The sequence below is a fragment of the Schaalia naturae genome (assembly GCF_042665795.1).
GTDB lineage: Bacteria > Actinomycetota > Actinomycetes > Actinomycetales > Actinomycetaceae > Pauljensenia > Pauljensenia naturae.
Window position 1 is genome coordinate 743440 of sequence record NZ_JBHTEF010000001.1, and the last position, 24428, is coordinate 767867.

Annotated in this window: 25 protein-coding genes; 22 read left to right on the forward strand and 3 right to left on the reverse strand. The window is 71.6% G+C overall.

The features are described from left to right. The first annotated feature begins 93 nt into the window (after positions 1-93). Positions 94-657 carry a peptide deformylase gene (locus ACFQWG_RS03220; protein ID WP_380972048.1) on the forward strand — a complete coding sequence of 188 codons (564 nt, stop codon included), beginning with the start codon at positions 94-96 and terminating at the stop codon, positions 655-657. 116 nt (positions 658-773) lie between these two features. On the opposite strand, the gene pflA is transcribed toward ACFQWG_RS03220, so the two are convergent. Genes pflA through pflB form a run of 3 tightly spaced genes read right to left on the reverse strand, consistent with a single transcriptional unit; the run spans position 774 to position 4055 of the window. Then, positions 774-1646, reverse strand: a complete 873-nt coding sequence (pflA, locus tag ACFQWG_RS03225) for a pyruvate formate-lyase-activating protein (RefSeq protein WP_380972051.1) — start codon at positions 1644-1646, stop codon at positions 774-776. Positions 1647-1657: 11 nt separating this feature from the next. Continuing rightward, positions 1658-1909 (reverse strand): autonomous glycyl radical cofactor GrcA2, encoded by a 252-nt coding sequence (gene grcA2, locus ACFQWG_RS03230; protein ID WP_380972053.1) that lies wholly within the window; start codon positions 1907-1909, stop codon positions 1658-1660. Between the two features lie 49 nt (positions 1910-1958). Continuing rightward, on the reverse strand, positions 1959-4055 hold the full coding sequence (pflB, locus tag ACFQWG_RS03235) for a formate C-acetyltransferase (protein WP_380972055.1): 2097 nt from the start codon (positions 4053-4055) through the stop codon (positions 1959-1961). A 266-nt stretch (positions 4056-4321) separates the two neighbouring features. Here pflB and ACFQWG_RS03240 point away from each other — a divergent pair, with 266 nt between their 5' ends. The 21 genes from ACFQWG_RS03240 (at position 4322) to ACFQWG_RS03340 (ending at position 24386) form a co-directional block, all read left to right on the forward strand. Further along, complete coding sequence (locus ACFQWG_RS03240; RefSeq protein WP_380972058.1) at positions 4322-5359, forward strand: YdcF family protein; 1038 nt, start codon at positions 4322-4324, stop codon at positions 5357-5359. Positions 5360-5513: 154 nt separating this feature from the next. Next, entirely contained in the window at positions 5514-6854 is a 1341-nt protein-coding gene (locus ACFQWG_RS03245) for a homoserine dehydrogenase (RefSeq protein WP_380972059.1), read from the forward strand. 46 nt (positions 6855-6900) lie between these two features. Next, on the forward strand, positions 6901-7890 hold the full coding sequence (thrB, locus tag ACFQWG_RS03250; RefSeq protein WP_380972061.1) for a homoserine kinase: 990 nt from the start codon (positions 6901-6903) through the stop codon (positions 7888-7890). 229 nt (positions 7891-8119) lie between these two features. Next, on the forward strand, positions 8120-10072 hold the full coding sequence (rho, locus tag ACFQWG_RS03255) for a transcription termination factor Rho (protein ID WP_449329134.1): 1953 nt from the start codon (positions 8120-8122) through the stop codon (positions 10070-10072). Between the two features lie 183 nt (positions 10073-10255). Then, complete coding sequence (rpmE, locus tag ACFQWG_RS03260) at positions 10256-10483, forward strand: 50S ribosomal protein L31 (RefSeq protein ID WP_380972064.1); 228 nt, start codon at positions 10256-10258, stop codon at positions 10481-10483. A 93-nt stretch (positions 10484-10576) separates the two neighbouring features. Continuing rightward, positions 10577-11686, forward strand: a complete 1110-nt coding sequence (gene prfA, locus ACFQWG_RS03265) for a peptide chain release factor 1 (RefSeq protein WP_380972066.1) — start codon at positions 10577-10579, stop codon at positions 11684-11686. Then, positions 11683-12582 (forward strand): peptide chain release factor N(5)-glutamine methyltransferase, encoded by a 900-nt coding sequence (gene prmC, locus ACFQWG_RS03270; RefSeq protein WP_380972069.1) that lies wholly within the window; start codon positions 11683-11685, stop codon positions 12580-12582. The genes prfA and prmC overlap by 4 nt, the downstream gene beginning before the upstream one ends. A gap of 46 nt (positions 12583-12628) precedes the next feature. Further along, entirely contained in the window at positions 12629-13246 is a 618-nt protein-coding gene (locus ACFQWG_RS03275) for an L-threonylcarbamoyladenylate synthase (protein WP_380976194.1), read from the forward strand. Positions 13247-13250: 4 nt separating this feature from the next. After that, on the forward strand, positions 13251-14381 hold the full coding sequence (locus ACFQWG_RS03280; RefSeq protein WP_380972071.1) for an MraY family glycosyltransferase: 1131 nt from the start codon (positions 13251-13253) through the stop codon (positions 14379-14381). Continuing rightward, a complete protein-coding gene (locus tag ACFQWG_RS03285) occupies positions 14378-14845 on the forward strand; it encodes a hypothetical protein (protein WP_380972073.1) in 468 nt (155 codons plus the stop codon). Before ACFQWG_RS03280 ends, ACFQWG_RS03285 begins: the two co-directional genes overlap by 4 nt. A 142-nt stretch (positions 14846-14987) precedes the next feature. Further along, positions 14988-15869, forward strand: coding sequence for a F0F1 ATP synthase subunit A (atpB, locus tag ACFQWG_RS03290; protein ID WP_380972076.1), 882 nt, complete (start codon positions 14988-14990; stop codon positions 15867-15869). A gap of 68 nt (positions 15870-15937) precedes the next feature. Beyond that, the gene (gene atpE, locus ACFQWG_RS03295; RefSeq protein ID WP_291494845.1) at positions 15938-16141 is read left to right on the forward strand and encodes an ATP synthase F0 subunit C; all 204 of its coding nucleotides are present in this window, start codon (positions 15938-15940) and stop codon (positions 16139-16141) included. Further along, positions 16141-16719, forward strand: a complete 579-nt coding sequence (gene atpF, locus ACFQWG_RS03300) for a F0F1 ATP synthase subunit B (RefSeq protein WP_380972079.1) — start codon at positions 16141-16143, stop codon at positions 16717-16719. Before atpE ends, atpF begins: the two co-directional genes overlap by 1 nt. Then, positions 16716-17531 carry a F0F1 ATP synthase subunit delta gene (locus tag ACFQWG_RS03305; RefSeq protein ID WP_380972081.1) on the forward strand — a complete coding sequence of 272 codons (816 nt, stop codon included), beginning with the start codon at positions 16716-16718 and terminating at the stop codon, positions 17529-17531. The genes atpF and ACFQWG_RS03305 overlap by 4 nt, the downstream gene beginning before the upstream one ends. Before the next feature lie 43 nt (positions 17532-17574). Continuing rightward, a complete protein-coding gene (atpA, locus tag ACFQWG_RS03310; protein WP_291494848.1) occupies positions 17575-19218 on the forward strand; it encodes a F0F1 ATP synthase subunit alpha in 1644 nt (547 codons plus the stop codon). Between the two features lie 3 nt (positions 19219-19221). Beyond that, the gene (locus ACFQWG_RS03315; protein WP_380972083.1) at positions 19222-20151 is read left to right on the forward strand and encodes a F0F1 ATP synthase subunit gamma; all 930 of its coding nucleotides are present in this window, start codon (positions 19222-19224) and stop codon (positions 20149-20151) included. A gap of 25 nt (positions 20152-20176) precedes the next feature. Then, positions 20177-21631, forward strand: coding sequence for a F0F1 ATP synthase subunit beta (atpD, locus tag ACFQWG_RS03320; RefSeq protein ID WP_380972085.1), 1455 nt, complete (start codon positions 20177-20179; stop codon positions 21629-21631). Continuing rightward, positions 21628-21897 (forward strand): F0F1 ATP synthase subunit epsilon, encoded by a 270-nt coding sequence (locus ACFQWG_RS03325; protein WP_380976196.1) that lies wholly within the window; start codon positions 21628-21630, stop codon positions 21895-21897. Before atpD ends, ACFQWG_RS03325 begins: the two co-directional genes overlap by 4 nt. 48 nt (positions 21898-21945) lie before the next feature. Beyond that, positions 21946-22350 carry a DUF2550 family protein gene (locus ACFQWG_RS03330; protein ID WP_380972088.1) on the forward strand — a complete coding sequence of 135 codons (405 nt, stop codon included), beginning with the start codon at positions 21946-21948 and terminating at the stop codon, positions 22348-22350. Positions 22351-22404: 54 nt separating this feature from the next. Continuing rightward, positions 22405-23103, forward strand: a complete 699-nt coding sequence (gene nucS / locus ACFQWG_RS03335; protein WP_380972090.1) for an endonuclease NucS — start codon at positions 22405-22407, stop codon at positions 23101-23103. Positions 23104-23156: 53 nt separating this feature from the next. Then, entirely contained in the window at positions 23157-24386 is a 1230-nt protein-coding gene (locus ACFQWG_RS03340) for an N-acetylglucosamine-6-phosphate deacetylase (protein ID WP_380972092.1), read from the forward strand. The last annotated feature ends 42 nt before the right edge of the window (positions 24387-24428 follow it).

Consider the following 24428-nt stretch of genomic DNA (forward strand, 5'->3'; position numbering starts at 1 on the left):
GGGTCCATCGTAGAAGTCGCCGGCATCAGGCCAAAGGTCCCTGTGCGTCTCATCGGGCACAACCCTGTGAGGATGCGCACCTACTCTGATCCCATGGCGATTCTTGCGATCCGTATCACTGGCGATCCCGTGCTGCACCGTCCGGCGCGCCCCGTCTCGGACTTCGGCCCCGACCTCGCCCGGCTGGCCCGCGACATGCGCGAGACGATGCTCGCCGCGCCCGGCGTCGGATTGGCGGGCCCGCAGGTGGGGAAGGACGCGAGGATCTTCGTGTGGCGCTGGACGGATGTCGCGACCGGCGCGACCCACGAGGGGGCCGTCGTCAACCCCGCCCTGGAGCTCGCGCCCCTGGAACCCGGAGCCCCGGACCCGGCCGCCGAGTCAGAGGGCTGCCTGTCCGTCCCCGGCCACAAGTTCCCGCTGAGGCGCAGTCCTCGCGCGATTCTGACAGGACAGGACGTCACGGGAGCTCCCCTGCGCGTGGAGGCCCGAGGCTGGCTCGCCCGCATCTTCCAGCACGAGTTCGACCATCTGGACGGCAGCCTCTACGTCGACCGTCTGGCCGAGCCCTGGGCCGCACGCGCCCGCGCCGTCGTCGAGGAGGCCGGGTGGGGCGTTCCGGGGCTCTCGTGGACGCCGACGGCTCCCGGGGCGTGATTCCGGGCTGCTGCCCCGCGCGAGGGGCGTCGAGCCAGCGCCGCGCGCGGTCCCATGACGCATGGAGGCCGGTAGGCGCCGCCAACCCAGGTTCCGCCGGAGCCGGTCTGGGGCGGTCAGCGCACCTCGAGGCCGAAGCCGCGGAAGCGCTCACGCACGGCCCGGACCTGTTCGTTCGTCGGCGGCCTGGTGTCGGCCAGCGTGTAGTCCATGTGGAGCGCCGCCCACTTGTCGCGCCCCATCTGGTGGAAGGGGAGGACCTCGAGGCGGGTCATCGAGCCCGGCGACCAGCGCCGGGCGATGCGCGCCACGGCGTCGATGTTCTCCGGCGCGTCGGTGAGCCCGGGGACCAGGACGAAGCGGACCCAGATCTCGATGCCCCGCTCATTGAGGCGGTCGCCGAAGTCGATGGTCGGCTGCAGGGCGCGGCCCGTCACCTTCCGGTAGGTCTCGGGGATCCCGGACTTCACGTCCAGGAGCACGAGGTCCGTGTCGGCGAGCATCTGGTCGGTCGCCGCGGCGCCCAGGAACCCCGAGGTGTCCAGCGCCGTGTGGATGCCCATCTCCTTCGCACCGCGCAGGATACGTCCCGCGAAGGCGGGCTGCATGAGGACCTCGCCGCCCGACAGGGTGATCCCGCCCTTCGTGGTCTGGAAGATCCGGCGGTACCGCCGGATCCTGGCGAGGAGCTCATCGGCCTCGACCGGCTCGCCCCGGCGCATCTCGAGCGTGTCGGGGTTGTGGCAGTACAGGCAGCGTAGCGGACAGCCGGCGAGGAACACCGTCATCCGCGTCCCCGGCCCGTCGACGGCGGTCACGAGCTCCCAGGAGTGGACCGAGCCCAGCGACCCCTCGCGCATGCGCGCCAGCCGGTCCGCATGCTCGAGGTCGGAGAGCTCCGCGAGCCCGGCCGTGCCCGCACCGCGCAGCCGGGCCGCCGGCGCCAGGAAGTCCTGGACGCCGACGGCCCCGGCCTGCTCAGCGGTCATCACCAGAACGGTCAGGCGTTCGTGTGGAACGTGCGGGACAGGACGTCGAGCTGCTGCTCGCGCGTCAGCTTGACGAAGTTCACCGCGTAGCCGGAGACGCGGACGGTGAGGTTCGGGTACTTCTCCGGGTGCTCGATGGCGTCCTCGAGGGTGGAGCGGTCCAGCACGTTGATGTTCGCGTGGTACAGGCCGGGGACCATCCCCTCCTTCTCGCGGCTGGCCTTCATGTCGGCGACGCGCTCGGCGTAGGTCATGGTGGACATCTGTGTTCTCCTTCTGTTCCGGGGTGTGGGAAGCGATGCGGGGCCGGGATCAGCCCTCGGGGACGAAGCCGACGTCGAGGATGCCGACCAGGTTCGTGATCTGCTCATCCTTCGTCTGGCCCAGGCCCGAGGGGGTGATCGTGTTCGTCAGCGAGATGCCGTCGAGGGCGTCGTTGTAGTCGAGCTTGCCCACCGAGAGCATGGAGGCGACCATGCCGTGGGTGTCGATGCCGTTCTCCGGGTTGGCCCCGGGGGCGAAGGGCGTGCCCGCCTTGTGTCCCGAGGGGAAGGCGCCCGTGGCCTTGCCGTAGACGACGTTCGAGGTGATGGTGAGCACCGACTGGGTCGGGACGGCGTCGCGGTAGAGCGGGATCTCGCGGATCTTGCTCATGATCGTGTGGACGACCGCCGCGGCGATCTCATCGGCCCGGTCATCGTCGTTGCCATAGGCCGGGTACTCTCCCTCGGTCGCGTAGTCGACGATCAGCCCCGTCTCGTCGCGGACGGGGGTGACGGTCGCGTACTTGATGGCGGACAGGGAATCGGCGACGATGGAGAGCCCCGCGATGCCGCAGCCCATCGTCCGCACGATGTCGGAGTCGTGCAGCGCCATCTCGACGGCCTCGTAGGCGTAGCGGTCGTGGCAGTAGTGGATGATGTTGAGCGCCTCGACGTAGGTGCCGACCACCCAGTCGAGCATCTCCTCGTACCTGTTCCACACATCGTCGAAGTCAAGCGGGCCGTCGCCGCGAACCGGCTCGTGCCCCTTGACGATCTGCTCGCCGGACATCTCGTCACGGCCGCCGTTGATGGCATAGAGCAGCGCCTTGGCGGCGTTGACGCGGGCCCCGAAGAACTGCATCTGCTTGCCGACCCTCATCGGGGACACGCAGCAGGCGATCGCCGCGTCGTCCCCCCAGTGGCAGCGGATCTGCTCATCGGACTCGTACTGGATGGCCGAGGTCTCGATCGAGATCGCCGCGCAGAACCGCTTGTAGCCCTCCGGCAGGTTCTCGTTCCAGAAGATCGTGATGTTCGGCTCTGGGGCGGGACCCAGGTTCCGCAGCGTCTGGAGCAGCCGGAAGGAGGTCTTCGTGACCAGCGTGCGCCCGTCGTCGCCGAAACCCGCATCCGACCAGGTGGCCCAGTAGGGGTCGCCGGAGAAGATCTGGTCGTAGTCGATCGTGCGCAGGAAGCGGACGATGCGCAGCTTCATGACCAGCGCGTCGACGATCTCCTGGGCGTCCCGCTCCGTGAGTCGGCCGGCGGCCAGGTCGCGCTCGAAGTAGATGTCGAAGAAGGCGGAGAGGCGCCCGATCGACATCGCGGCGCCGTCCTGCGACTTCACCGAGGCCAGGTAGCCGAAGTAGGTCCACTGCACGGCCTCCTGGGCGGTCGCAGCCGGCCGGGAGATGTCGAAGCCGTAGGAGGCGGCCATCCTCTTGAGCTTCTGGAGCGCCTTGATCTGCTCGGAGTGCTCCTCGCGGTAACGTGCCCACTGCTCGGAGAAGGGCTGGTCGGTCACCTTGTCCTTGTCGACCTTCTTCGCCGCGATCAGCGCGTCGACGCCGTAGAGGGCGACGCGGCGGTAGTCGCCGATGATCCGGCCGCGCCCGTAGGCGTCGGGGAGGCCGGTGATGATGTGGGAGTGGCGCGCGGCTCGGATGCGCGGGGTGTAGATGTCGAAGACCGCGTCGTTGTGGGTCTTGCGGTACTGGGTGAAGATCTTCCTGATCTCCGGGTCGGGCTCCTTGCCGGCCTCCTTGATGGCGGTCTCGACCATGCGCCACCCGCCGTTGGGCATCATCGCGCGCTTGAGGGGCACATCGGTCTGCAGGCCCACGACGACGTCATCGTCCTCGCTGATGTAGCCCGGGCCGAAGGCGTCGACGTCGGCGGGCGTGTGGGTGTCGACGTCGAAGACGCGGCGCTCGCGCTCCACGGAGAGGTACTTCTTCTCCAGGGTGTCCCAGGTGCGCAAGGTCTTCTCAGTGGGGCCGGACAGGAAGGACGCGTCGCCCTCGTACGGCGTGTAGTTGCGCTGGATGAAGTCGCGGACGTCGATGTCCTCCGTCCATGGACCCGTGACGAATCCGGTCCATGGATCGGTCGTCTGGGCGGCGGGAGCAGTCATCTGGGTCGTCATGATCCCTCTCTCGATCTCAGCCTCCCCGGTCGGGGAGTCCGACGACGGGGCGGGCCCGTCATGGGCGCCGGGTGGGCGTCCACGGACCATTGTCCTCGTCGCCGGAGCACCCGACCAGAACAGGGAGTGAGGCGACCCTATGCGGTACCTCTCAATGGACCGCCGCGCCTGGGACGGCCCGCCGACGTGGGGACCAACGTCCCGGGTCTGGGCTCATCATGTCTGTTACATCACGGTTCGGCAGGCGCGGTCGGTACTATCCAGATATGGATATCGTGGCCCCGCTCCTCGTGCTCGCCGCCGCCCTCGTCCTGGCCGTCTGGCGCGATCCGCGGACGGTGCGGTGCGGGGTCCTCCTGCTCACGCTGGTCATGCTCCTGGCGCTGCTGGCGTTCGGGTCGTTCCTTGAGCGGGCGGCGAGCCTCCTCCCGGACGTCCAGGTCGACGCCTGGCTACTGCTCGCCGTCATGGTGGTCCTCACACTGGCCGTCCTCACGCTCGGGGTGTTCCTGGTCCTCACGGGCGTCCAGGTCATCCGGCGCGAGGGCCGCTCCCTCGCCCACGCCCTCGCCCTCGTGGTCGGGCTCCTGATCCTCGCCTACCCCGCGCTCGGCGCCCTGGCCATCGCCGCGGGCTCCACCCGTCTCATGGCCGTCCTCCTCCTGCTGGCCCTGCCGGCCGGCTGGTGCGGGTACGGGCTCATGGCCTACCTCCTGTGGTCATGGGTCTACGGGAAGTCCGCCGTGCGTCTCGGCCGGCAGGTGGGCGCGGTCATCGTCCTGGGCGCCGGACTGGTCGGGGGAACGCGCGTGGGGCCCTTGCTGGCCTCCCGCGTCGACCGGGGCATCCAGTGGGCGGGGAGAAAGGCCCAGCGGGGGCGGCCGGCGCCGCTGGTGCTCTCGGGGGGCCGCGGCCCCGACGAGGAGCGCGCCGAGGCCGACGCCATGGCCGACTACGCGCGCGACCACGGCGCGGATCCGAAGCGGATCCTGGTGGAACGGGAGTCCACGACCACCCGGGAGAACCTCGAGCGCACCCGGCGCCTGCTCGACGAGCGCGGCATCACCGGGCGGGTCGCCGTGGTCACGAGCAGCTTCCACGCCTTCCGCGCGGCGACCCTGATGCGCGCCGCGGGCCTGGACGGCTATGCGGTGGGGGCGCCCACCGCGCACTACTACTGGCCCACGGCGGTGCTACGCGAGTACGTCGCGATCATGCGGGACCACGCGCGCCTCAATGTCGCAGGGCTCGTCGCGTCCTCCTTCCCGCTGGGCATATGGGTGCTGCTGTCCTTCTTCTCCTAGCCCGCCCCTCCTCGCGGGCCGTCTCCCCGCCACCTCCCGGACGCTGCCGCCCGAGGGCGTCCCGGCCGCCTAGACTGACCGCGCGGGCCGGGCGGAGCGCCGGGAGCACCGGAGGAGGAGACCCGACCTGCGCCGACACCAGCGGAGGAGAGCCGTGGTCCACACGCCTGATTCATCCGGGAGCGCCGCCTCCCCGTCCCTGCCGGTCCTCGACATCGCCGTGCTGGGCGCGGGAACGGTGGGTTCGCAGGTGATCCGCCTCCTGGGCGAGCAGGCCGGCGACCTCGCCGCCCGGTCCGGGGCGCGGCTGTCCATCGGAGCGGTCCTGGTCCGCGACCCCTCCGCCCCCCGGGCGGCGGACATCGACCCGTCGGCGCTCACCACGGACGCCGCGACCGCCATCGACGGGCGCGACCTCGTCGTCGAGCTCATCGGCGGGATCGAGCCGGCTCGCACCTACGTGCTGCGGGCGCTGCGAGCCGGGGCGTCGGTCATCACGGGGAACAAGGCGCTCCTGGCGGCCCACGGCCCCGAGCTCTATGCGGCGGCCGCGGAGTCGGGCGCGGACCTCTACTACGAGGCGGCGGTCGCCGGCGCCGTCCCGGTGGTCTACGGGCTGCGCGAATCGCTGGCGGGCGACCGCATCACCCGGGTGCTGGGCATCGTCAACGGCACGACGAACTTCATCCTCGACGCCATGGCGACCTCGGGAGCCTCCTACGGGGACGCGCTGGCCGACGCGCAGGCCCGCGGCTTCGCCGAGGCCGACCCCAGCGCCGACGTCGACGGGCTGGACGCGGCGGCGAAGTGCGCGATCCTCGCCTCGCTGGCCTTCCACACCCGGGTCGGGATGGATGACGTCGCCGTCGAGGGCATCGCCGGCGTCACGGCCGAGGACGTCGCCGAGGCCGCGTTCTTCCGCCGCGTCATCAAGCTGCTCGCCATCGCGGAGAGGCGCACGGACGAGTCCGGCCACGAGGGCGTCGCCGTGCGCGTCCACCCGGCCCTGGTGCCGCTGGACCACCCGCTGGCCTCCGTGTCGGGCGCCTTCAACGCGATCGTCGTCGAGGGGGAGGCGGCCGGTCGCCTCATGTTCTACGGGCAGGGCGCGGGCGGGGCGCCGACCGCCTCGGCCGTCCTCTCGGACCTGGTCGCAGCCGCGTCCCACCGCGTCCACGGGGGCCACGCCCCCCGCGAGTCCGTCTACGCCCACCTGCCGATCCTCGACCCCGGGTCGACCCGGACGCGCTACCAGCTCCGGCTTCGGGTCAACGACCGGCTCGGCGTCCTGTCGGAGGTCTCCAGCATCTTCGCCCGCCATGGGGTGTCCATCCAGTCCGTGCACCAGCGCGACGGGCAGGCGCCGGGCGAGGCCGTCATCGTCATCGCGACCCACGAGGCGCGCGAGGCGGATCTGCGCGCAGTGGCGGCGGCGCTGGCCCATTCGCCCGCCGTGCGCCGGGTGGCGTCGACACTGCGCATGGAGGGCGACTGAGCGATGTGGCCTCGGTGGGGGACCGGCTTGCTGGGAGGTGGGCCGGATGCGTCTCAGGGATGACTTCGTGGCGGTGACCGTGCCGGCGACGTCGGCGAACCTGGGTCCGGGATTCGACTCGATGGGACTGGCGCTCGACCTGCACGACACCGTCTCCGTGCACGCGATCACGGGGCCCACCTCCGTCGTCGTCGAGGGCGAGGGCGCGGGCCGGGTCCCCGAGGACGACTCGAACATGGTCGTGCGCGCGCTGCGGCTGGCCCTCGACCACGTCGGCGCGCCGCAGGCCGGGATCCGCATGCACTGCACGAACCGGATCCCGCACGGGCACGGGCTGGGATCCTCGGCCGCGGCGCTGGTCGCCGGGTTCGCCCTCGCGCGCGCCCTCGTGGGGGATCCGGAGGCGCTGAGGGCCCAAGATCTCCTCCAGCTGGGAACGGACGTCGAGGGGCATCCCGACAACGTCGCCCCGGCCGTCCTGGGGGGTGCGACGGTCGCGTGGACCGAGGAGGGGCGCGCGGGCGCCGTCCGCCTGGACCCTCCCGGCTTCCTGCGTCCGGTCGCCTTCATCCCCTCGTTCTCCCTGGCCACCTCCACGGCCCGCGCGGTCCTGCCCGGGACCGTCCCGCACGCCGACGGCGTGTTCAACGTCTCGCGCGCGGCGCTCCTCGCCGCCCTCCTGTCCTCGGGGGAGAAGGGGCCCGCAGCGGCCCTTTCCGGTGAGGTGGCAGCCGGCGAGGGCGGGGCCCGTGCGACGACGATGCACGCGCTCCTCATGGAGGCGACCCGCGACCGGCTCCACCAGGAGTACCGTCGCCCCTCGATGGAATCGTCGGTGGCGCTGGTCGACTGGCTGCGCGAGGCCGGGTGCCCGGCCGTGATCTCGGGCGCCGGACCGACGGTCCTGTCCCTGGAGGCCGTCCCGGATGCGGTCCTGGCCGAGGCCGGAGCGGCCGGATGGGAGGTCCGCCGACTGCCCGTCGCGCTGGAAGGCGTGCGTCAGACGCGGGGGCGCTTGGCCGGGGTCCGGCCGTGAGGGGGGCAGGCTCGCCGGTGTGATGTTGTGCTCACACGCGGATCCGCGACAGTCGCGGGGTGACGCGGAGGCGGAAGTCGTTGCTACACTGAAGCGGTGGCCGCAATGTGGCCCCGCCGTATGAATCGGCATCTCTCGCACGACATCCCACCGTCGCGCATCCCTGTCTCGTGTTGCAGGGGATTTCACCTGCCCGTCTCGGGCAACCAAGTGAGGAACATTCGTGAGCATCGATCACAATCCGGGTGCCGCTCCCTCTGGCCCTCTGTCAGCCATGAAGCTGGCCGAACTGCAGGCCCTCGCCTCGCAGATGGGACTCAAGGGCACCTACCGCATGCGCAAGTCGGAGCTGGCCCAGGCGATCGCCCAGGCGCGCGGCGATGAAGCTGCGCCAGCCGCCTCCGGCTCCGTCCGCCCCGCCGACGCGGCGCCCTCCGCCACTCCCGCCCCCTCCGACAACCCGGCCCCGGCCGCGGAGGAGACACCCGCCGCCCCCGCTCCGGAGGCCCGGGCGTCCCGCCCGCGTGGGCGCCGCCGCCGTGTCGCGATGTCGTCGGGGACCGTGGAGCCCTCGTCGGCCGCGCAGGCCCTGCTGGACCTGCCCGCTCCGGCTGGCGCCACCGACAGGTCCGCGGACACGGCAGAGGAGGAGGCGGGGGAGGAGAACGCCCCCGCGTCGGAGCCGCGCCGCGGCCGCGATCGCCGCACCGCCCAGGTCGAGCTCCCCTCGGCCGACACCCGGGCGCCGAGCCCCGAGGCCGAGGCTCCGGCTCTCGACGTGCTCGCGGCCGTCGCCGAGGAGAGAGGCTCGCACCGGCGCGGCTCGGCGCCCGCCGAGGCGCCGGAGGCGACGCGCGAGCGCCATCCCCGCGCCCTCGATCAGATCGCCCTGCCCGAGGGCGACAACGTCGGCCAGCACGCGCACAACCGGCGCGACCGCAACTCGCGGCGCCGTGGCCGGGGCGAGAGGAACGACCGCCCCGAGCGCAACGACCGCCAGGGCCGCCGGGAGCGCCAGCGCGAGGCCGACATCGAGATCCGCGAGGACGACGTGCTCGCGCCCATCGCGGGCATCCTCGACGTCCAGGACAACCACGCGTTCGTGCGCACCTCCGGCTACCTGCCCGGCTCCAACGACGTCTATGTGACGCTGGGCAACGTGCGCCGCTGGGGCCTGCGCCCCGGGGATGCGGTGTCGGGCGCGGTGCGCCAGCCCCGTGAGGGCGAGCGCCAGCGCCAGAAGTACAACGCGCTGGCCCGCGTCGACACCGTCAACGGCATGAGCATCGAGGACGCCCAGCGCCGCCGCGAGTTCGGCAAGCTCACGCCGCTGTACCCCACCGAGCAGCTGCGCATGGAGACCACGCCGAAGGCGATCACGCCGCGCGTCATCGACCTGGTCGCCCCCATCGGCAAGGGGCAGCGCGGTCTCATCGTCTCCCCGCCGAAGGCCGGCAAGACGATGATCATCCAGCAGATCGCGAAGGCCATCGAGATCAACAACCCGGACGTCCACCTCATGGTGGTCCTGGTCGACGAGCGCCCCGAGGAGGTCACGGACATGCGCTCGATCGTCAAGGGAGAGGTCATCGCCTCGACGTTCGACCGTCCCGCCTCGGATCACACCATCGTCGCCGAGCTCGCCATCGAGCGCGCGAAGCGGCTCGTCGAGCTCGGCCAGGACGTCGTCGTCCTCTTGGACTCGCTGACCCGCCTGTCCCGCGCCTACAACCTGGCCGCTCCCGCCTCGGGGCGCATCCTCTCCGGCGGCGTCGACGCTTCGGCGCTGTACCCGCCGAAGAAGTTCTTCGGAGCGGCGCGCAACCTCCGCGAGGGAGGGTCGCTCACCATCATCGCCTCGGCGCTGGTGGAGACCGGCTCGAAGATGGACGAGGTGATCTTCGAGGAGTTCAAGGGCACCGGCAACATGGAGCTGCGCCTGTCGCGCCAGCTGGCGGACCGCCGGATCTTCCCAGCCATCGACGTCAACGCCTCGGGCACGCGCCGCGAGGAGATGCTCCTCAAGCCGGAGGAGCTGCGGATCATGTGGAAGCTGCGCCGCGTGCTCGGCTCGCTCGACCAGCAGTCCGCCCTCGAGGCGGTTCTGGGCAAGCTCAAGGACACGCAGTCGAACGCCGAGTTCCTCATGGTCGTCCAGAAGACCACCCCGAACATGGACTGAGTCCGCCCCCCCCGCGGGAAGACAGTGTCGGCGATGTCACCGGCCGTCCGCCCGCGGCAGATGGACCCCCGTCATGCCCGGTGGCACAATGGCATGTCGGTTCCGGTTCACCTCCGCGATCCCGGCGCCCGCGGGCGCGCGATCCGGGGGACCCGGCGTCCTCGAATCCCTTAAGGAGACACCATGAAGCAGGGAATCCACCCTGACTACGTCGACACGGTCGTGACCTGCACCTGCGGGAACACGTTCCACACCCGCTCCACCTTGAAGTCCGGTCAGATGCGCGTGGATGTGTGCTCGGCCTGCCATCCGTTCTACACGGGCAAGCAGAAGATCATGGACACGGGCGGGCGCGTGGCGAGGTTCGAGGCGCGCTATGGCAAGCGCGTGCGCCCCTCGGCCTCCAAGTAGCGTGCGGATGCGGCGCCGGTGACCCTCGCGGTCACCGGCGCCGCCGCGCATTCCGATGCCGTCCCGTCGACCCCCCTGGAAGGACCCCTCCCCATGACCCCGCCCGAATGGGACGAAGCCGCTGCCGTCGCCCCGCTCCTCGAGGAGTACGCGCAGGTGCGCTTGGCGATGGCGGACCCGTCGGCGCCGCACGACCGAACGCGCTCGCGCCGGCTCGGGCGCCGTCTGGCGGAGCTTGCGCGTGTCGCCTCGGCGCATGAGCGCTGGCGCCGTGCCGAGGACGACCTGCAGGCCGCGCGCGAGCTCGCGGAGGAGGACCCCTCCTTCGCCCCGGAGATCCCCGCGATGGAGGCGGAGCGCGAGGCCGCGCATGAGGCGATGGTCCAGGTCCTCGCGCCCCGCGATCCCGACGACGCCTCGGACGCCATCCTCGAGGTCAAGGCCGGGGAGGGAGGCGAGGAGTCGGCGCTGTTCGCCTCCGACCTGGCCCGCATGTACCGCCGGTACGCCGAGCGCAGGGGATGGTCTGTCACGGAGCTGTCGTCGACGCCCACCGAGCTCGGCGGCTACAAGGACATCACGCTGGCGGTGCGGGCGAAGGGCTCCCCGGCGCCGGAGGAGGGAGTGTGGGCGCACCTCAAGTACGAGGGCGGCGTCCACCGCGTCCAGCGCATCCCCGTCACCGAGTCGCAGGGCCGCATCCACACCTCGGCGGCCGGCGTCTTCGCCATGCCGGAGCTGGACGCCGACGACGAGGTGCGCATCGATCCCGCCGACCTGCGCATCGACGTCTACCGGTCCTCCGGGCCCGGAGGGCAGTCCGTGAACACGACGGACTCGGCGGTGCGCATCACCCACCTGCCCACCGGCATCGTCGTGTCGATGCAGAACGAGAAGTCCCAGCTGCAGAACAAGGAGGCCGCGATGCGCGTGCTCTCCTCGCGCCTGGCCGCGGAGGAGCGCGCGCGGAGGGAGGCGGAGGCCTCCGCCCAACGCCTGTCGCAGGTGCGCACCGTCGACCGCTCGGAGCGCATCCGGACCTACAACTTCCCCGAGAACCGCGTCGCCGACCACCGCACCGGATACAAGGCGTACAACCTGGACCACGTGCTGGACGGGGATCTGGACGCCGTCATCGACTCCGCGATCCGCGCCGACGAGGCGGCGCGCCTCGCCGCGGCCACCGGCGGGCAGCCGGCATGACCGACTGGTCCGGCTCCTCGACGCAGGCCCAGATGCTCGCATGGGCGCGGGGACGGCTGCGCGGGCTGCCCGGGTCCAACCCCTCGCAGGAGGCGCGGGCGCTGCTCGAGTGGGCGCTCGGAGTCGAGTCGCTCTGGTCGGCACCCGACGTCGTGGGCGCGCGCGCCGCCGAGCGTCTCCGCTCCGGGGTCGCCCGGCGCCGTCACCGCGAGCCGCTTCAGCACATCACGGGACGGATGTGGTTCCGGGGACTGACGCTCGAGGCCCGTCCGGGGGTCTTCGTCGTCAGACCGGAGACCGAGGTCGTCGCCGGCGCCGCGATCGACGCGGCAGGGCGCGTGCCGGCCGGGTCGGGCGGCGGTCCCGGCGGCGCACCCCTGGTGGTGGACCTGTGCGCCGGGTCGGGTGCGATCGCGGTGTCCATGGCCTGCGAGGTCCCCGCAGCCCGCGTCGTCGCCGTCGAACTGGACCCGCGGGCGGTCGCCCTCGCGCGGGCGAACGCCCGCGCACTGGCGCCGGACCGGGTCGTCGTCGTCCACGGCGACGCCATGAGCGCGCTGGAGGAGTGGGACGGCCGCGTCGACGTCGTGGTCTCGAACCCCCCCTACGTCCCCTCGGCGGACCGCCCGACACAGGCCGAGGCCCTCACCGATCCGGAGGCGGCCCTGTTCGGCGGGGGAGAGGACGGGCTGGTCGTCCCGCGCGGCATCGTCCATCGGGCGGCCCGGCTCCTCGCGCCGGGCGGGACCCTGGTCGTCGAGCACGCCGAGTCTCAGTCCGCGGCGCTGCGCGGCATCGCCGCCCAGGCCGGACTCGTCGGCGCGAGGACCCTGCCCGACCTGGCGGGGCGGGACCGCATGCTCGTGGCGAGCAGGCCGGGCGAAGATGACGTGTGACAATGGAGCGGTGAGCGAACCACGCATCCTCGTCGGCGGCGTGCCGATGGCGCCGTCGACCCTGGAGATCCTCATCGGCGTCATCCGGTCCGGTCGGCTGGTCGTCCTGCCGACCGACACGGTCTACGGCATCGGCGCCGACGCCCGGAGCCCCCGGGCCGTCGCCGGCCTCCTGGCGGCCAAGGGGCGCGGGCGGCAGATGCCCCCTCCGGTGCTGGTCCCCGACGCCGACGCGATCGACCGGCTGTGCGTCGACGTCCCCGACGAGGCCCGCGCCCTCTCCCGCGCGCATTGGCCCGGAGGCCTCACGCTCATCCTGCGGGCCCGGCCCGACCTCGGGTGGGACCTGGGGGAGACAGGCGGCACGATCGCGCTGCGCATGCCCGACCACCCGATGGCGCTCGCCCTGCTGCGCGCCGCCGGCCCTCTGGCGGTGACCTCGGCGAACCTGACAGGGAGACCGCCGGCCACGGACGTCTCCCAGGCGGTCGGCTCCTTCGGCGGGGTTGTCGCCGCCTATCTGGACGGCGGGCCGACGCCGGGCTCGACGCCCTCGACGATCCTCGACCTCGCCCACGGCCGGCCCCGCGCGATCCGCGTGGGCACCCTGACGCTGGACGCGCTCTGCGCATCGGCCGGCGCGGACATCCTGCCCGCCGCCTGACACGATGAAGGTCTACCTGCTCCTCATGCTCGTGGCGATGGGCGTCACCGCGCTGTCGACCCCCCTGGTGCGCTGGGCGACCATCCGCTGGCGGATCATCCCCGGCCTGCGCGAGCGAGACATCCAGACGGTTCCCGTCCCCCGCCTGGGAGGGATCGCCATGACCTTCGGACTGGTCGTCGCGCTGCTCGTCGCCAGCCGTATCCCCTACATGGCGCCGGTGTACGCGACCTCGGTGCCCTGGGCCGTCATGTGGGGCGCAGTGGGCATGTGCCTCCTCGGCGTCGTCGACGACCTCCTGGAGCTCGACTGGTTCACGAAGCTCGCCGGGCAGCTGCTCATCGCGGGCCTGATGGCCGCCAACGGCGTCCAGCTGGTGAGCTTCCCGATCTTCGGGCTCACCATCGGATCCTCGAGGCTGTCCCTGTTCGTCACGGTCTTCGTCGTCGTGGCCATCATCAACGCGGTGAACTTCATCGACGGGCTGGACGGCCTGGCCGCAGGCGTCGTCGCCATCGGGGCGAGCGCCTTCTTCGCCTACTCCTACCTGCTCACGCGCTTCATGGGGGCGGCGTCCTACGCGACGACGGCGTCGCTGGTCGTCATCGCCCTGCTCGGCATCTGCCTGGGGTTCCTCTGGTTCAACTTCCACCCGGCCTCGATCATGATGGGCGGCGGGGCCGAGACCCTCGGGCTGGTGCTCGCCTCCGCGGGCATCATCGTCACCGGCCAGATCGACCCGACCGTGCTGGGACAGCAGCAGGTGCTCGCGGGGCTCATGCCGATCATCCTGCCCCTGGCCGTCATCGTCGTCCCGCTGGGCGACCTCCTGGTCACGAGCCTGCGGCGCGTCCTCCACGGGAAGAGCCCCTTCCACGCCGATCGGACGCATTTCCACGACAACCTCCTGCGCCGGGGGCACACCCATCGCGGCGTCGTGGTGATCCTCTACCTGTGGACCGCGCTCGTGTCCTTCTCGGCCGTCGCCCTGCTCCGTTTCACCTGGACAGAGGTCCTGATGTGGGCCGCGGCGCCGGCCGTCGTCGTCCTCGTCCTCACCGCGTCCGAGTTCCCGGGGCGCCATCGGCGCGCGCGGGAGCAGCGGGCCCTCACAACCACCGAGGAGCAGAGATGACCGATCAGATCCCCTCCGCACCCGGTGGGGGGAGCCGCCCCGCGGCACGGCCCGCCCTGGGGGGCGCCGTCGCGGAGCTGCGCCGGATGCTCCTGCTCACCTGGGGCGTCCTGGCGGTGGCCGCCACCGCCGCCACGGCCGTGACGCCGGCGCGCCCATGGGCGGCGACCGCCACGGCGGTCGCCGCCGCCGGACTGCTGGCGGCGGGGACCTGGTGGACGACCTCGCACGCGGTCGCGGGCGGTGAGGGCATGACGGGGTGGGTCGCCGGCGGCTACCTGCTCAAGGCCGCGATCGTCGCCGGCGCGCTGATCGCCGCGCGCACCGCGCAGATCGGCCACCGATGGGTCGGCCTGTGGATGATCGCGGCCGTCGTCGCGTGCGCGGGCTCGGAGGTCGTGGCCCTCACGCGGCGGCGGGCGCCGGCCGTCGACGCCGGTGCGGAGGAGCACCCTGCGGGGTGAGATGGCGCCGCGGGGAGCCGCCGGGGCCGGCTGGCGTCCGCGCCCCCGGAGGCTGTTACCATGGGCAGGTCCCGGAGACTCCGGCACACGGTCCCTCATGCACGGACGCACTTGACGAAACCAGGAGGGCATCCTGTCCGCTATGACCTCGACTGAGGATCGATCGGTCGCGCCCGCGCGCGAGGCCAGGCCGCGGTGGTACTGGGTCACCGTCGGCATCCTGGGGGCGATCGTCCTCGCGACCTTCTGGCCCGCGATGAACGAACCCGCCCATCGGCCCAGCGTCGCGGACTTCTTCCCCGACGCGATCTTCGGGGACGGCACGTTCCTCTCCTTCAACCGGCTGACACTCGCACGGGTCATCGCCTGCGCGGTCGTGTGCCTCGTCCTGGGACTGGGCGCGTCGCGCCTGAAGCTCGTGCCCACGCGCGGCCAGCAGCTGCTCGAGCTCCTCGCCGAGTTCGTGCGGCGGTCGATCTGCATCGACATGCTGGGGGAGGCCCGGGGCCGGCGCTACGCCCCGTTCATCGGGCTGATCTTCATCGGCGTCCTCGGCATGAACCTCACGGGGATCGTCCCGGGCATCAACATCGCGGCCTCCTCCGTGATGGCGGTGCCCCTGGTCTTCGCGGCGCTGGCCTACGTCGGGTTCATCGCGGCGGGGATCCGGGCGCAGGGCGCGGGCCGCTTCTTCGCCTCCCAGCTCCTGCCCCCCGGCGTCCCCAAGGTCGTCTACCTGCTCATCACCCCCATCGAGTGCTTCTCGACCTTCGTGGTCCGCCCGGCGACCCTGGCGATCCGACTGCTCGCGAACATGATCTCCGGCCATTTCCTGCTGGCGATGACGTACTTCGGGACGTCCGCGCTGCTCGCCGCGGCCGGCGGCATGAAGGGGCTGGCCGCCCTGACGGGCTTGGCCGCCGTGGCCGTCACGCTCTTCGAGCTGTTCATCGCCGTGCTCCAGGCCTACATCTTCGCGGTCCTCACGACGGTCTACATCAAGATGTCGGTGGAGAGCCACTGACCCACCGTCCACCCTCCACTGGAATCCCACCGGCGCCTCCGGGCGCCATGAGAGAAGGAAAGACACATATGACCGGTTCCATCGCCACCATCGGCTACGGTCTCGCGACGCTCGGCCCGGGCATCGGCATCGGCATCCTGGTCGGCAAGACCCAGGAGGCCACCGCCCGCCAGCCCGAGGTCGCCTCGCGCCTGTTCACCAACATGATCATCGGCGCGGCCCTTGTCGAGGCGCTCGGTCTGATCGGCTTCGTCCTCACCTTCATCGTCTGATGCTGTCCTCGCTGCTGCCCATCGCCGCCGAGGAGGGTGGCGTCGACGGAACGCAGGTGGTCCTGCCCCCATGGGGCGAGATCTTCTACGCCGCCCTGATCCTGCTGATCATCGTCCTCGTCGTCGGCAAGTACGCGCTCCCGCGCATCTACGCGATGCTGGACGCCCGCGAGAAGCAGATCACGGACGGGCTGTCCGCCGCGGACAGGGCCCGGGAGGACCAGGCCCAGGCCGCTCGCGAACGCGAGGAGATCCTGCGCGCCGCGAACACCCAGGCCCAGGAGATCCGCTCACAGGCCAACGAGGAGGCCGCGCACATCGTCGCGCGGGCCCAGCAGGACGCCCAGGACGAGGCGCGCCGCATCGCCGAGACGGCGCAGCGCCAGATCGAGGCGGAGCGCCAGGCCGCGCAGATCTCACTGCGCACCGACGTCGGGCTGCTGGCCGCCGAACTCGCCGAGAGGATCGTCGGGGAGCAGCTGCGTGACACGGCGCTCACGGCGCGGGTCGTCGACCGCTTCCTCGATGAGCTGGAGCACGACGGAGCCTCGGAGTCCGTGGAGGCCGATCACCGATGAGCTCCGTCCGCGACGCGAATCTCGACCGGGCGCGGTCGGCTCTGGCCGACGCCGTGGACGGCGGGACGGACGTCATGCGCCTGGCGGAGGACCTCTTCGGCCTGTCCGACGTCGTCAAGACGGACCCGGCTCTGCGGCGCAGCCTCACCGATCCGGGCCGGTCGGCCGCCGAGCGGCAGGGGCTCGCCCGCAGCGCCTTCGGCAAGCACGTGGGGCCTGCGACCGTGAGCCTCGTCGAGCGGGTGGTCTCCCTGCATTGGAGCGATCCGATGGCCCTCTACGATGCGTTGGAGGTCCTCGGGATCACGGCGACCTTGGAGGACGCTCGGGCCGAGGGCCGCCTCGAGGACGTCGAGAAGGAGCTCTTCTCGGTCTCCGAGCTGCTCGTCCGCGATCGGGAGCTGCGCGAGGCGCTCTCCGATCTGGGAGGGGGCACGCCCCACGAACGCGCGGACCTGGCCGAACGCATCTTCGGCCCCCACCTGTCGCGGTGGGCGATGCGGCTCCTGCGCCGCGGCGTGGGGCGGACCTCTCACGGGAGGCTGCTGTCCACTCTGCGCCGCTTCTGCGAGAGGGCCGCCTCGATGAGGGGCCTCGTCTTCGTCACGGTCGAGGCCGCCTCCCCGCTGAGCGAGGTCCAGGAGGAGCGCCTGCGCCGTCTCGCCGCTGAGCGGCTGGGGCATGAGGTCTCCCTCAACGCCACGGTCGATCCCTCCCTCATCGGGGGCTTCCGCCTGCGCACCGGCACCACGTCCATCGACTCGACCGTGTCCACGCGGGTGTCCCAGCTCAAACGGGCGCTCACCCACTGACACCAGGTCACACACCATCTCAGACAACGAAGAGGAATGCCCCATGGCCGACGTCTCCATCAGTCCGGAGGAAATCCGGGCCGCCCTGGACTCCTTCGCGGAGTCCTATGCACCCGCCGAGGTGGCGACCGAGGAAGTCGGGCGCGTCACCGAGACGGCCGACGGCATCGCCCACGTCGAGGGCCTCCCCGGCGCGATGGCGAACGAGCTGCTGCGCTTCGAGGACGGCACGCTGGGGCTGGCCATGAACCTCGACGTGCGCGAGATCGGCGCGGTGCTGCTCGGGGACTTCTCGGGGATCGAGGAGGGGCAGGTGGTCCACCGGACCGGCGAGGTGCTCTCGGTGCCCGTGGGAGACGGCTACCTGGGCCGCACGGTCGACCCGCTGGGCAACCCCATCGACGGCCTTGGGGAGATCACGGGCCTCGACGGGCGGCGCGCGCTGGAGCTGCAGGCCCCGGGCGTCATGATGCGGCGCTCGGTCAACGAGCCCCTCCAGACGGGCCTCAAGGCGATCGACACGATGATCCCCATCGGGCGCGGGCAGCGTCAGCTCATCATCGGCGACCGGCAGACCGGCAAGACGGCGCTGGCCATCGACACGATCCTCAACCAGCGTGAGAACTGGGCATCCGGGGACCCCGCCAAGCAGGTGCGGTGCATCTACGTGGCAGTGGGCCAGAAGGGCTCCACCATCGCCTCGGTGCGATCCACCCTCCAGCAGGCCGGCGCCCTGGAGTACACGACGATCGTCGCCTCGCCCGCCTCGGATCCGGCGGGCTTCAAGTACATGGCCCCCTACACGGGCTCCGCGATCGGCCAGCACTGGATGTACGGGGGCAAGCACGTCCTCATCGTCTTCGACGACCTGTCGAAGCAGGCGGAGGCCTACCGAGCCGTGTCCCTCCTGCTGCGGCGCCCGCCGGGGCGCGAGGCCTACCCGGGTGACGTCTTCTACCTGCACTCCCGGCTGCTGGAGCGCTGCGCGAAGCTCTCCGACGAGCTGGGCGGCGGCTCGATGACGGGGCTGCCCATCATCGAGACGAAGGCGAACGACGTCTCGGCCTACATCCCGACGAACGTCATCTCGATCACCGACGGGCAGATCTTCCTCCAGTCGGACCTGTTCAACGCGAACCAGCGCCCCGCCGTGGACGTCGGCATCTCGGTGTCCAGGGTCGGCGGCGACGCCCAGGTCAAGGCCATGAAGAAGGTCGCGGGCACCCTCAAGCTCACCCTCGCCCAGTACCGGTCGATGGCGGCCTTCGCAATGTTCGCCAGCGATCTCGACGCGACCACCCGCCAGCAGCTGCTGCGCGGCGAACGGCTCATGGAGCTGCTCAAGCAGCCCCAGAACTCGCCCTACAGCGTCGAGGACCAGGTGGCCTCCATCTGGGCGGGCACCCACGGCTTCCTCGACGATCTGGAGGTCCCGGAGGTGCTTTCCTTCGAGCGCCAGATGCTCGACCACCTCCACGCCCGCACGACGGTCCTCGACGTCATCGCCTCCACGGGCGAGCTCTCCGAGGAGTCGGAGGAGGCGCTGCGCCAGGCGATCTCCCAGTTCCACGACCAGTGGACGGGCGGGCGCGCGGGCGCCGGCGGAGACGGCGAAGGCGAAGAGGATGCCGAGCACTCTCGCGAGGAGATCGTGCGCGGCTCGCAGGCCCAGGGCGGGAGGGCCTGACGCATGGGAGGTCAGCAGAGGATCTACAAGCAGCGCATCGCCTCCACGCAGACGCTGGCGAAGGTCTTCCGCGCGATGGAGATGATCGCCGCCTCCCGCATCGGGGCCGCCCGGCGCGCGGCCACGGAGATGGGCCCCTACGAGAAGGCCCTCACCCAGGCGGTGGCCGCGGTCGCGGTCCACACGGAGCTCGACCATCCCCTGACGAACGAACGCCACGACACGCCGCGGGTCGCGGTGCTGGTCGTCGCCTCGGACCGCGGGATGGCGGGCGCCTACTCGGCGACCGTCCTGCGCGAGACCGAGGGGCTCATGGCGCGGCTGCGCGAGGAGGGGCGAGTCCCGGTCCTCTACACGTCGGGTCGGCGGGCGGAGCAGTACTTCCGCTTCCACGGCGTCGAGATCGAGCGGTCCTGGCAGGGGGAGTCGGACGCCCCCGGCCCAGGGATCTCGCGGGAGATCGCCCGGGAACTGCTGGACCGTTTCCGCGATCCCGACCGGTTCTCCGGCGTCTCGGCCGTCTACCTGGTCTACACGCGGTTCAGGTCCATGATCAGCCAGGTGCCCGATGTGCGTCAGATGCTGCCGCTCACCGTCGTGGACGCCCCCGAGGAGGATGAGGAGCGCGAGGAGGAGCTCGGCTACGCCGACCGCCCCGAGAACGCGTTCCCGGAGTACGAGTTCATCCCCTCGCCCGAGGACGTCCTGGACGCGCTGCTCCCGCTGTACGTGGAGAGCCGCATCCGCAACGTCCTCCTCCAGTCCGCGGCCTCGGAGCTCGCCGCCCGCGAGCAGGCGATGCACACGGCGACGGACAATGCGGAGGACCTCATCAGGACCTACACGCGTCTGGCGAACTCGGCCCGCCAGGCGGAGATCACGCAGGAGATCACCGAGATCGTCGGCGGGGCCGACGCCCTCGTCCAGGGCTGAGCCCAGGCACACGGAGAAGGAAACAATGGCAGACACAGGAAACGGCGCCACCGGTCGGGTCGCGCGCGTCGTGGGACCCGTCGTGGACGTGGAGTTCCCGCCGGACGGCATCCCGCCGCTGTACACCGCGCTCACCGTCGAGATCGATCTGGCGGGGCAGGGCGAGGGGGAGGGGACGGGCTCGAGCGTGATGACGCTCGAGGTCGCGCAGCACCTCGGGGACAACCTCGTGCGCGCGATCGCGCTCAAGCCGACGGACGGCCTGGTGCGCGGGTCGCGCGTCACCGACACGGGCGGGCCGATCTCCGTGCCGGTGGGCGACGTGACCCTCGGGCACGTCTTCAACGTCACGGGCGACGTCCTCAACCTCAAGGAGGGCGAGCACCTCGAGGTCGCGGAGCGGTGGCCGATCCACCGCCAGCCGCCGCCCTTCGACCAGCTGGAGCCCGAGACCAAGATGTTCGAGACGGGCATCAAGGTCATCGACCTGCTGACCCCCTACATCGAGGGTGGCAAGATCGGCCTCTTCGGCGGCGCGGGCGTCGGCAAGACGGTCCTCATCCAGGAGATGATCCACCGCGTCGCCCAGAACCACGGCGGCGTGTCGGTGTTCGCCGGGGTGGGGGAGCGCACCCGCGAGGGCAACGACCTCATCCACGAGATGGCGGAGTCCGGGGTCATCGACAAGACGGCGCTGGTGTTCGGCCAGATGGACGAGCCGCCGGGGACCCGTCTGCGCATCGCCCTGACGGGCCTGACGATGGCGGAGTACTTCCGCGACGTCCAGCACCAGGACGTCCTGCTGTTCATCGACAACATCTTCCGCTTCACCCAGGCGGGCTCCGAGGTGTCGACGCTGCTGGGGCGCATGCCCTCCGCCGTGGGATACCAGCCGAACCTGGCGGACGAGATGGGACAGCTCCAGGAGCGGATCACCTCGGCGGGCGGCCACTCGATCACCTCGCTGCAGGCGATCTACGTCCCGGCGGACGACTACACGGATCCGGCGCCGGCGACGACGTTCGCCCACCTTGACGCGACGACCGAGCTCACCCGCGACCTCGCCTCGCGCGGCCTCTACCCGGCCGTCGATCCGCTGGCCTCCACCAGCCGCATCCTCGATCCCCAGATCGTGGGGAAGGAGCACTACGACGTCGCCACCCAGGTCAAGGCGATCCTGCAGAAGAACAAGGAGCTGCAGGACATCATCGCGATCCTGGGCGTCGACGAGCTCTCCGAGGAGGACAAGGTGACCGTGGCCCGGGCCCGGCGCATCCAGCAATTCCTCTCCCAGAGCACGTACACGGCGGAGAAATTCACTGGCGTGGCAGGCACCACGGTCCCTGTCTCCGAGACCGTCGAGGCGTTCAAGCGCATCGTGACCGGCGTGTACGACGAGATCCCCGAGCAGGCGTTCTTCAACATCGGCGGCATCGACGACCTCGAGCGGAAGTGGCACGACATGCAGGCGGACGCCTGATGGCCGGATCCCTGCTCCAGGTCGAGGTCGTCTCTCGCGAGGGACGGCTGTGGCACGGTGTGAGCGGCCACGTCCGGGTGCCGGCGGCGGACGGCATGCTGGGGATCCTTCCCCGACGCCAGCCGCTGCTCGCCACGCTGACGGCCGGCGCGGTCGAGGTCGACACCCCTCAGGAGGGGACGAGGACCTTCCGGGTCGACGGGGGATTCGTCTCGGTGGACTCCGACTTCGTCACCGTCGTGGCCGATCACGGTAGTGTTGCCTGAGACGCGGGCGGACGCCGGGCCGGGCACGGACACGGGGAGGTGAGCGGCATGGGGACGTTCCTCGATACGGTGGTGTGGATCGTCCTGATCGTCGCCGTGGTGTCGGTGGGGGTGTGGGTGTTCTTCAACGTCCGCGCCCGCGGGCTGGACCGCCGTGTCGGATCGTTCCGGTGCTGGATGCGCCCGGATCCCCAGTCGGGATGGACCTCCGGGATCGCGCACTACGGGGTGGAGACGCTGTCGTGGTACCGCCTCATCGGCGTGTCGACGCGTCCGGCCCTGACCCTGCCGCGCCGCGGGATGGAGGTGTCCGCGCCCGTGCGGCGCGCGACCGACGGCTCCATCGTCGAGGTCCGCGTGAAGTCCGGTGACGAGCGATGCGACTTCGCGATCGCCCCCGCCACCTACAACGGCCTGGTCTCGTGGATCGAGTCCGGGCCGCCCCATTTGTAGAGGGGCCGCGGAGCGCCCCGGCGGGACCGCCGCCGGCCTGTTAGGCTCTCGGCCGTGCGTCTCGTCATCGCCTCATGTTCCGTCGACTACTCGGGGCGGCTGACCGCCCACCTGCCGCTCGCCCGGCGGGTCCTCATGCTCAAGGCGGACGGCTCCGTCCTGGTCCATTCGGATGGCGGCTCGTACAAGCCCCTGAACTGGATGAGCGCGCCATGCACGCCACATGTCGAGGACCCCACGGAGGAGGAGCGGGCCGAGGGGATCACGCAGGTGTGGACCGTGGAGGCCGCGAAGACCGACGACCGCCTGGTCATCCGCATCCACGAGGTGGTCCACGACATCGCCGAGGATCTGGGGCCGGATCCTGGGCTGGTCAAGGACGGCGTCGAGGCGCACCTCCAGGAGCTGCTGGCCGACCAGGTGCCGGAGATCCTGGGGATGGGCTGGACGCCGGTGCGCCGGGAGTACCCGACGCCGATCGGCCCGGTGGATCTCCTCGTGCGCGACCCGGACGGCCGTCCCGTGGCGGTCGAGGTCAAGAGGCGCGGCGGAGTGGACGGCGTGGAGCAGCTCACGCGCTACTTGGCGCTGCTCTCGCGGGATCCCCTCCTAGCGGACATCTCGGGGGCGTTCGTGGCGCAGGAGATCACCCGGCAGGCGCGGACCCTGGCCGAGGACCGGGGGATCCGGTGCGTCATCCTGGACTACGACGCGATGCGGGGCTTCGACGACACGGAGTTCCGCCTGTTCTGACCCTCTCCGCACGTCGGGGCGCCGGCCGCGCGGGGTGGTGCACAATTGCCGACATGGAGACGAAGCGCATCGTGGTGCGGGGACGCACGGTCCTGGACGACTCAGTGGCGGAGGACGGGGCGGTGGTCCTCCGGGGGGATCGGATCCTCTGGGCCGGAGCCGTCGCCGATGCCGGCTCGGCGGGCGAGGACGTGGCCCGAGCCGTGCGCTCCGCGCCTCCGAGCAGACGGACGGTGATCCCGGGTCTCGTCGACGTGCACTGCCACGGCGGGGGTGGCGCGTCCTTCCCCAATGCGGAGACCGCCGAGGAGGCGATGACCGCGGTGCTCGAGCACCGCCGTCACGGGACGACCTCCCTGGTCGGCTCCTGCGTGACGGCAGCGCCGGAGATCCTCCTCGCCCGCGCGCAGATGATGGCGGGGCTGGCGCGGCGCGGAGAGCTGGCGGGCATCCACTTCGAGGGGCCCTTCGTCTCGCGGGAGCGGTGTGGGGCGCAGGACCCGGCCTTCATCGTCGACCCCGATGCCGGCCTCACCCGCGCCCTGCTCGACGCCGCCGGCGGGCATGCGGTGACGATGACGCTGGCGCCGGAGAAGCCGGGGGCCTTCGGCCCCGGGTCGGTGGCCGAGGTCCTCATCGAGGGGGGCGCCCTGCCGTCGTGGGGTCACACCGACTCCGCGCCCGGGGCCGCCCGAGCGGCGCTGGAGTACTCCCGGGAGAAGCTCGAGGCCCGGGGCGAGGCGGGGCGGCGCTCCGCGCGGGCCACCGTGACGCACCTGTTCAACGGGATGCGCCCCCTGCACCACCGCGACCCGGGACCGATCGCCGAGTTCGTGTCGGACGCCGCGCGCGGCGGCGCGATCGTGGAGATGATCTGCGACGGCGTGCACCTGGCCCCCTCCCTCGTGCGCGACGTCTACGAGACCGTGGGGCGGGACAGCTGCGTGTTCGTCACGGATGCGATGGCCGCCGCGGGGATGGCCGACGGCCGCTACCAGCTGGGCCCGCAGGCTGTCACCGTGACGGACGGCGTCGCCCGCCTCTCGGAGGGCGGCTCCATCGCCGGCGGGACCGCGCACCTGCTCGACTGCGTGCGCGTGGCCGTCCAGCAGGCGGGGATCCCCTTGGCCGACGCCGTCCACATGGCCAGCGCCCAGGGGGCGGACATCCTCGGGGACCCCCGGGTCGGCCGGCTCGCGGCGGGGGCGTTCGCGGACCTGGTGGAGACGGATGGGGACCTGCGCGCGGTACGGGTGTGGAGACGCGGGGAGCCTGTGGGCTGATGCCACGGGGCAGAGGATCCAGGAAGCGACCGCATCGCCGGC

What these genes read in the sequence shown, in the direction of transcription:
- ACFQWG_RS03220 (WP_380972048.1), top strand. Translation starts at nt 94, where the DNA reads ATGGCGATTCTTGCGATCCGTATCACTGGCGATCCCGTGCTGCACCGT.
- pflA (WP_380972051.1), bottom strand. Translation starts at nt 1,646, where the DNA reads ATGACCGCTGAGCAGGCCGGGGCCGTCGGCGTCCAGGACTTCCTGGCG.
- grcA2 (WP_380972053.1), bottom strand. Translation starts at nt 1,909, where the DNA reads ATGTCCACCATGACCTACGCCGAGCGCGTCGCCGACATGAAGGCCAGC.
- pflB (WP_380972055.1), bottom strand. Translation starts at nt 4,055, where the DNA reads ATGACGACCCAGATGACTGCTCCCGCCGCCCAGACGACCGATCCATGG.
- ACFQWG_RS03240 (WP_380972058.1), top strand. Translation starts at nt 4,322, where the DNA reads ATGGATATCGTGGCCCCGCTCCTCGTGCTCGCCGCCGCCCTCGTCCTG.
- thrB (WP_380972061.1), top strand. Translation starts at nt 6,901, where the DNA reads ATGCGTCTCAGGGATGACTTCGTGGCGGTGACCGTGCCGGCGACGTCG.
- rpmE (WP_380972064.1), top strand. Translation starts at nt 10,256, where the DNA reads ATGAAGCAGGGAATCCACCCTGACTACGTCGACACGGTCGTGACCTGC.
- prfA (WP_380972066.1), top strand. Translation starts at nt 10,577, where the DNA reads ATGACCCCGCCCGAATGGGACGAAGCCGCTGCCGTCGCCCCGCTCCTC.
- prmC (WP_380972069.1), top strand. Translation starts at nt 11,683, where the DNA reads ATGACCGACTGGTCCGGCTCCTCGACGCAGGCCCAGATGCTCGCATGG.
- ACFQWG_RS03275 (WP_380976194.1), top strand. Translation starts at nt 12,629, where the DNA reads ATGGCGCCGTCGACCCTGGAGATCCTCATCGGCGTCATCCGGTCCGGT.
- ACFQWG_RS03280 (WP_380972071.1), top strand. Translation starts at nt 13,251, where the DNA reads ATGAAGGTCTACCTGCTCCTCATGCTCGTGGCGATGGGCGTCACCGCG.
- ACFQWG_RS03285 (WP_380972073.1), top strand. Translation starts at nt 14,378, where the DNA reads ATGACCGATCAGATCCCCTCCGCACCCGGTGGGGGGAGCCGCCCCGCG.
- atpB (WP_380972076.1), top strand. Translation starts at nt 14,988, where the DNA reads ATGACCTCGACTGAGGATCGATCGGTCGCGCCCGCGCGCGAGGCCAGG.
- atpE (WP_291494845.1), top strand. Translation starts at nt 15,938, where the DNA reads ATGACCGGTTCCATCGCCACCATCGGCTACGGTCTCGCGACGCTCGGC.
- atpF (WP_380972079.1), top strand. Translation starts at nt 16,141, where the DNA reads ATGCTGTCCTCGCTGCTGCCCATCGCCGCCGAGGAGGGTGGCGTCGAC.
- ACFQWG_RS03305 (WP_380972081.1), top strand. Translation starts at nt 16,716, where the DNA reads ATGAGCTCCGTCCGCGACGCGAATCTCGACCGGGCGCGGTCGGCTCTG.
- atpA (WP_291494848.1), top strand. Translation starts at nt 17,575, where the DNA reads ATGGCCGACGTCTCCATCAGTCCGGAGGAAATCCGGGCCGCCCTGGAC.
- ACFQWG_RS03315 (WP_380972083.1), top strand. Translation starts at nt 19,222, where the DNA reads ATGGGAGGTCAGCAGAGGATCTACAAGCAGCGCATCGCCTCCACGCAG.
- atpD (WP_380972085.1), top strand. Translation starts at nt 20,177, where the DNA reads ATGGCAGACACAGGAAACGGCGCCACCGGTCGGGTCGCGCGCGTCGTG.
- ACFQWG_RS03330 (WP_380972088.1), top strand. Translation starts at nt 21,946, where the DNA reads ATGGGGACGTTCCTCGATACGGTGGTGTGGATCGTCCTGATCGTCGCC.
- ACFQWG_RS03340 (WP_380972092.1), top strand. Translation starts at nt 23,157, where the DNA reads ATGGAGACGAAGCGCATCGTGGTGCGGGGACGCACGGTCCTGGACGAC.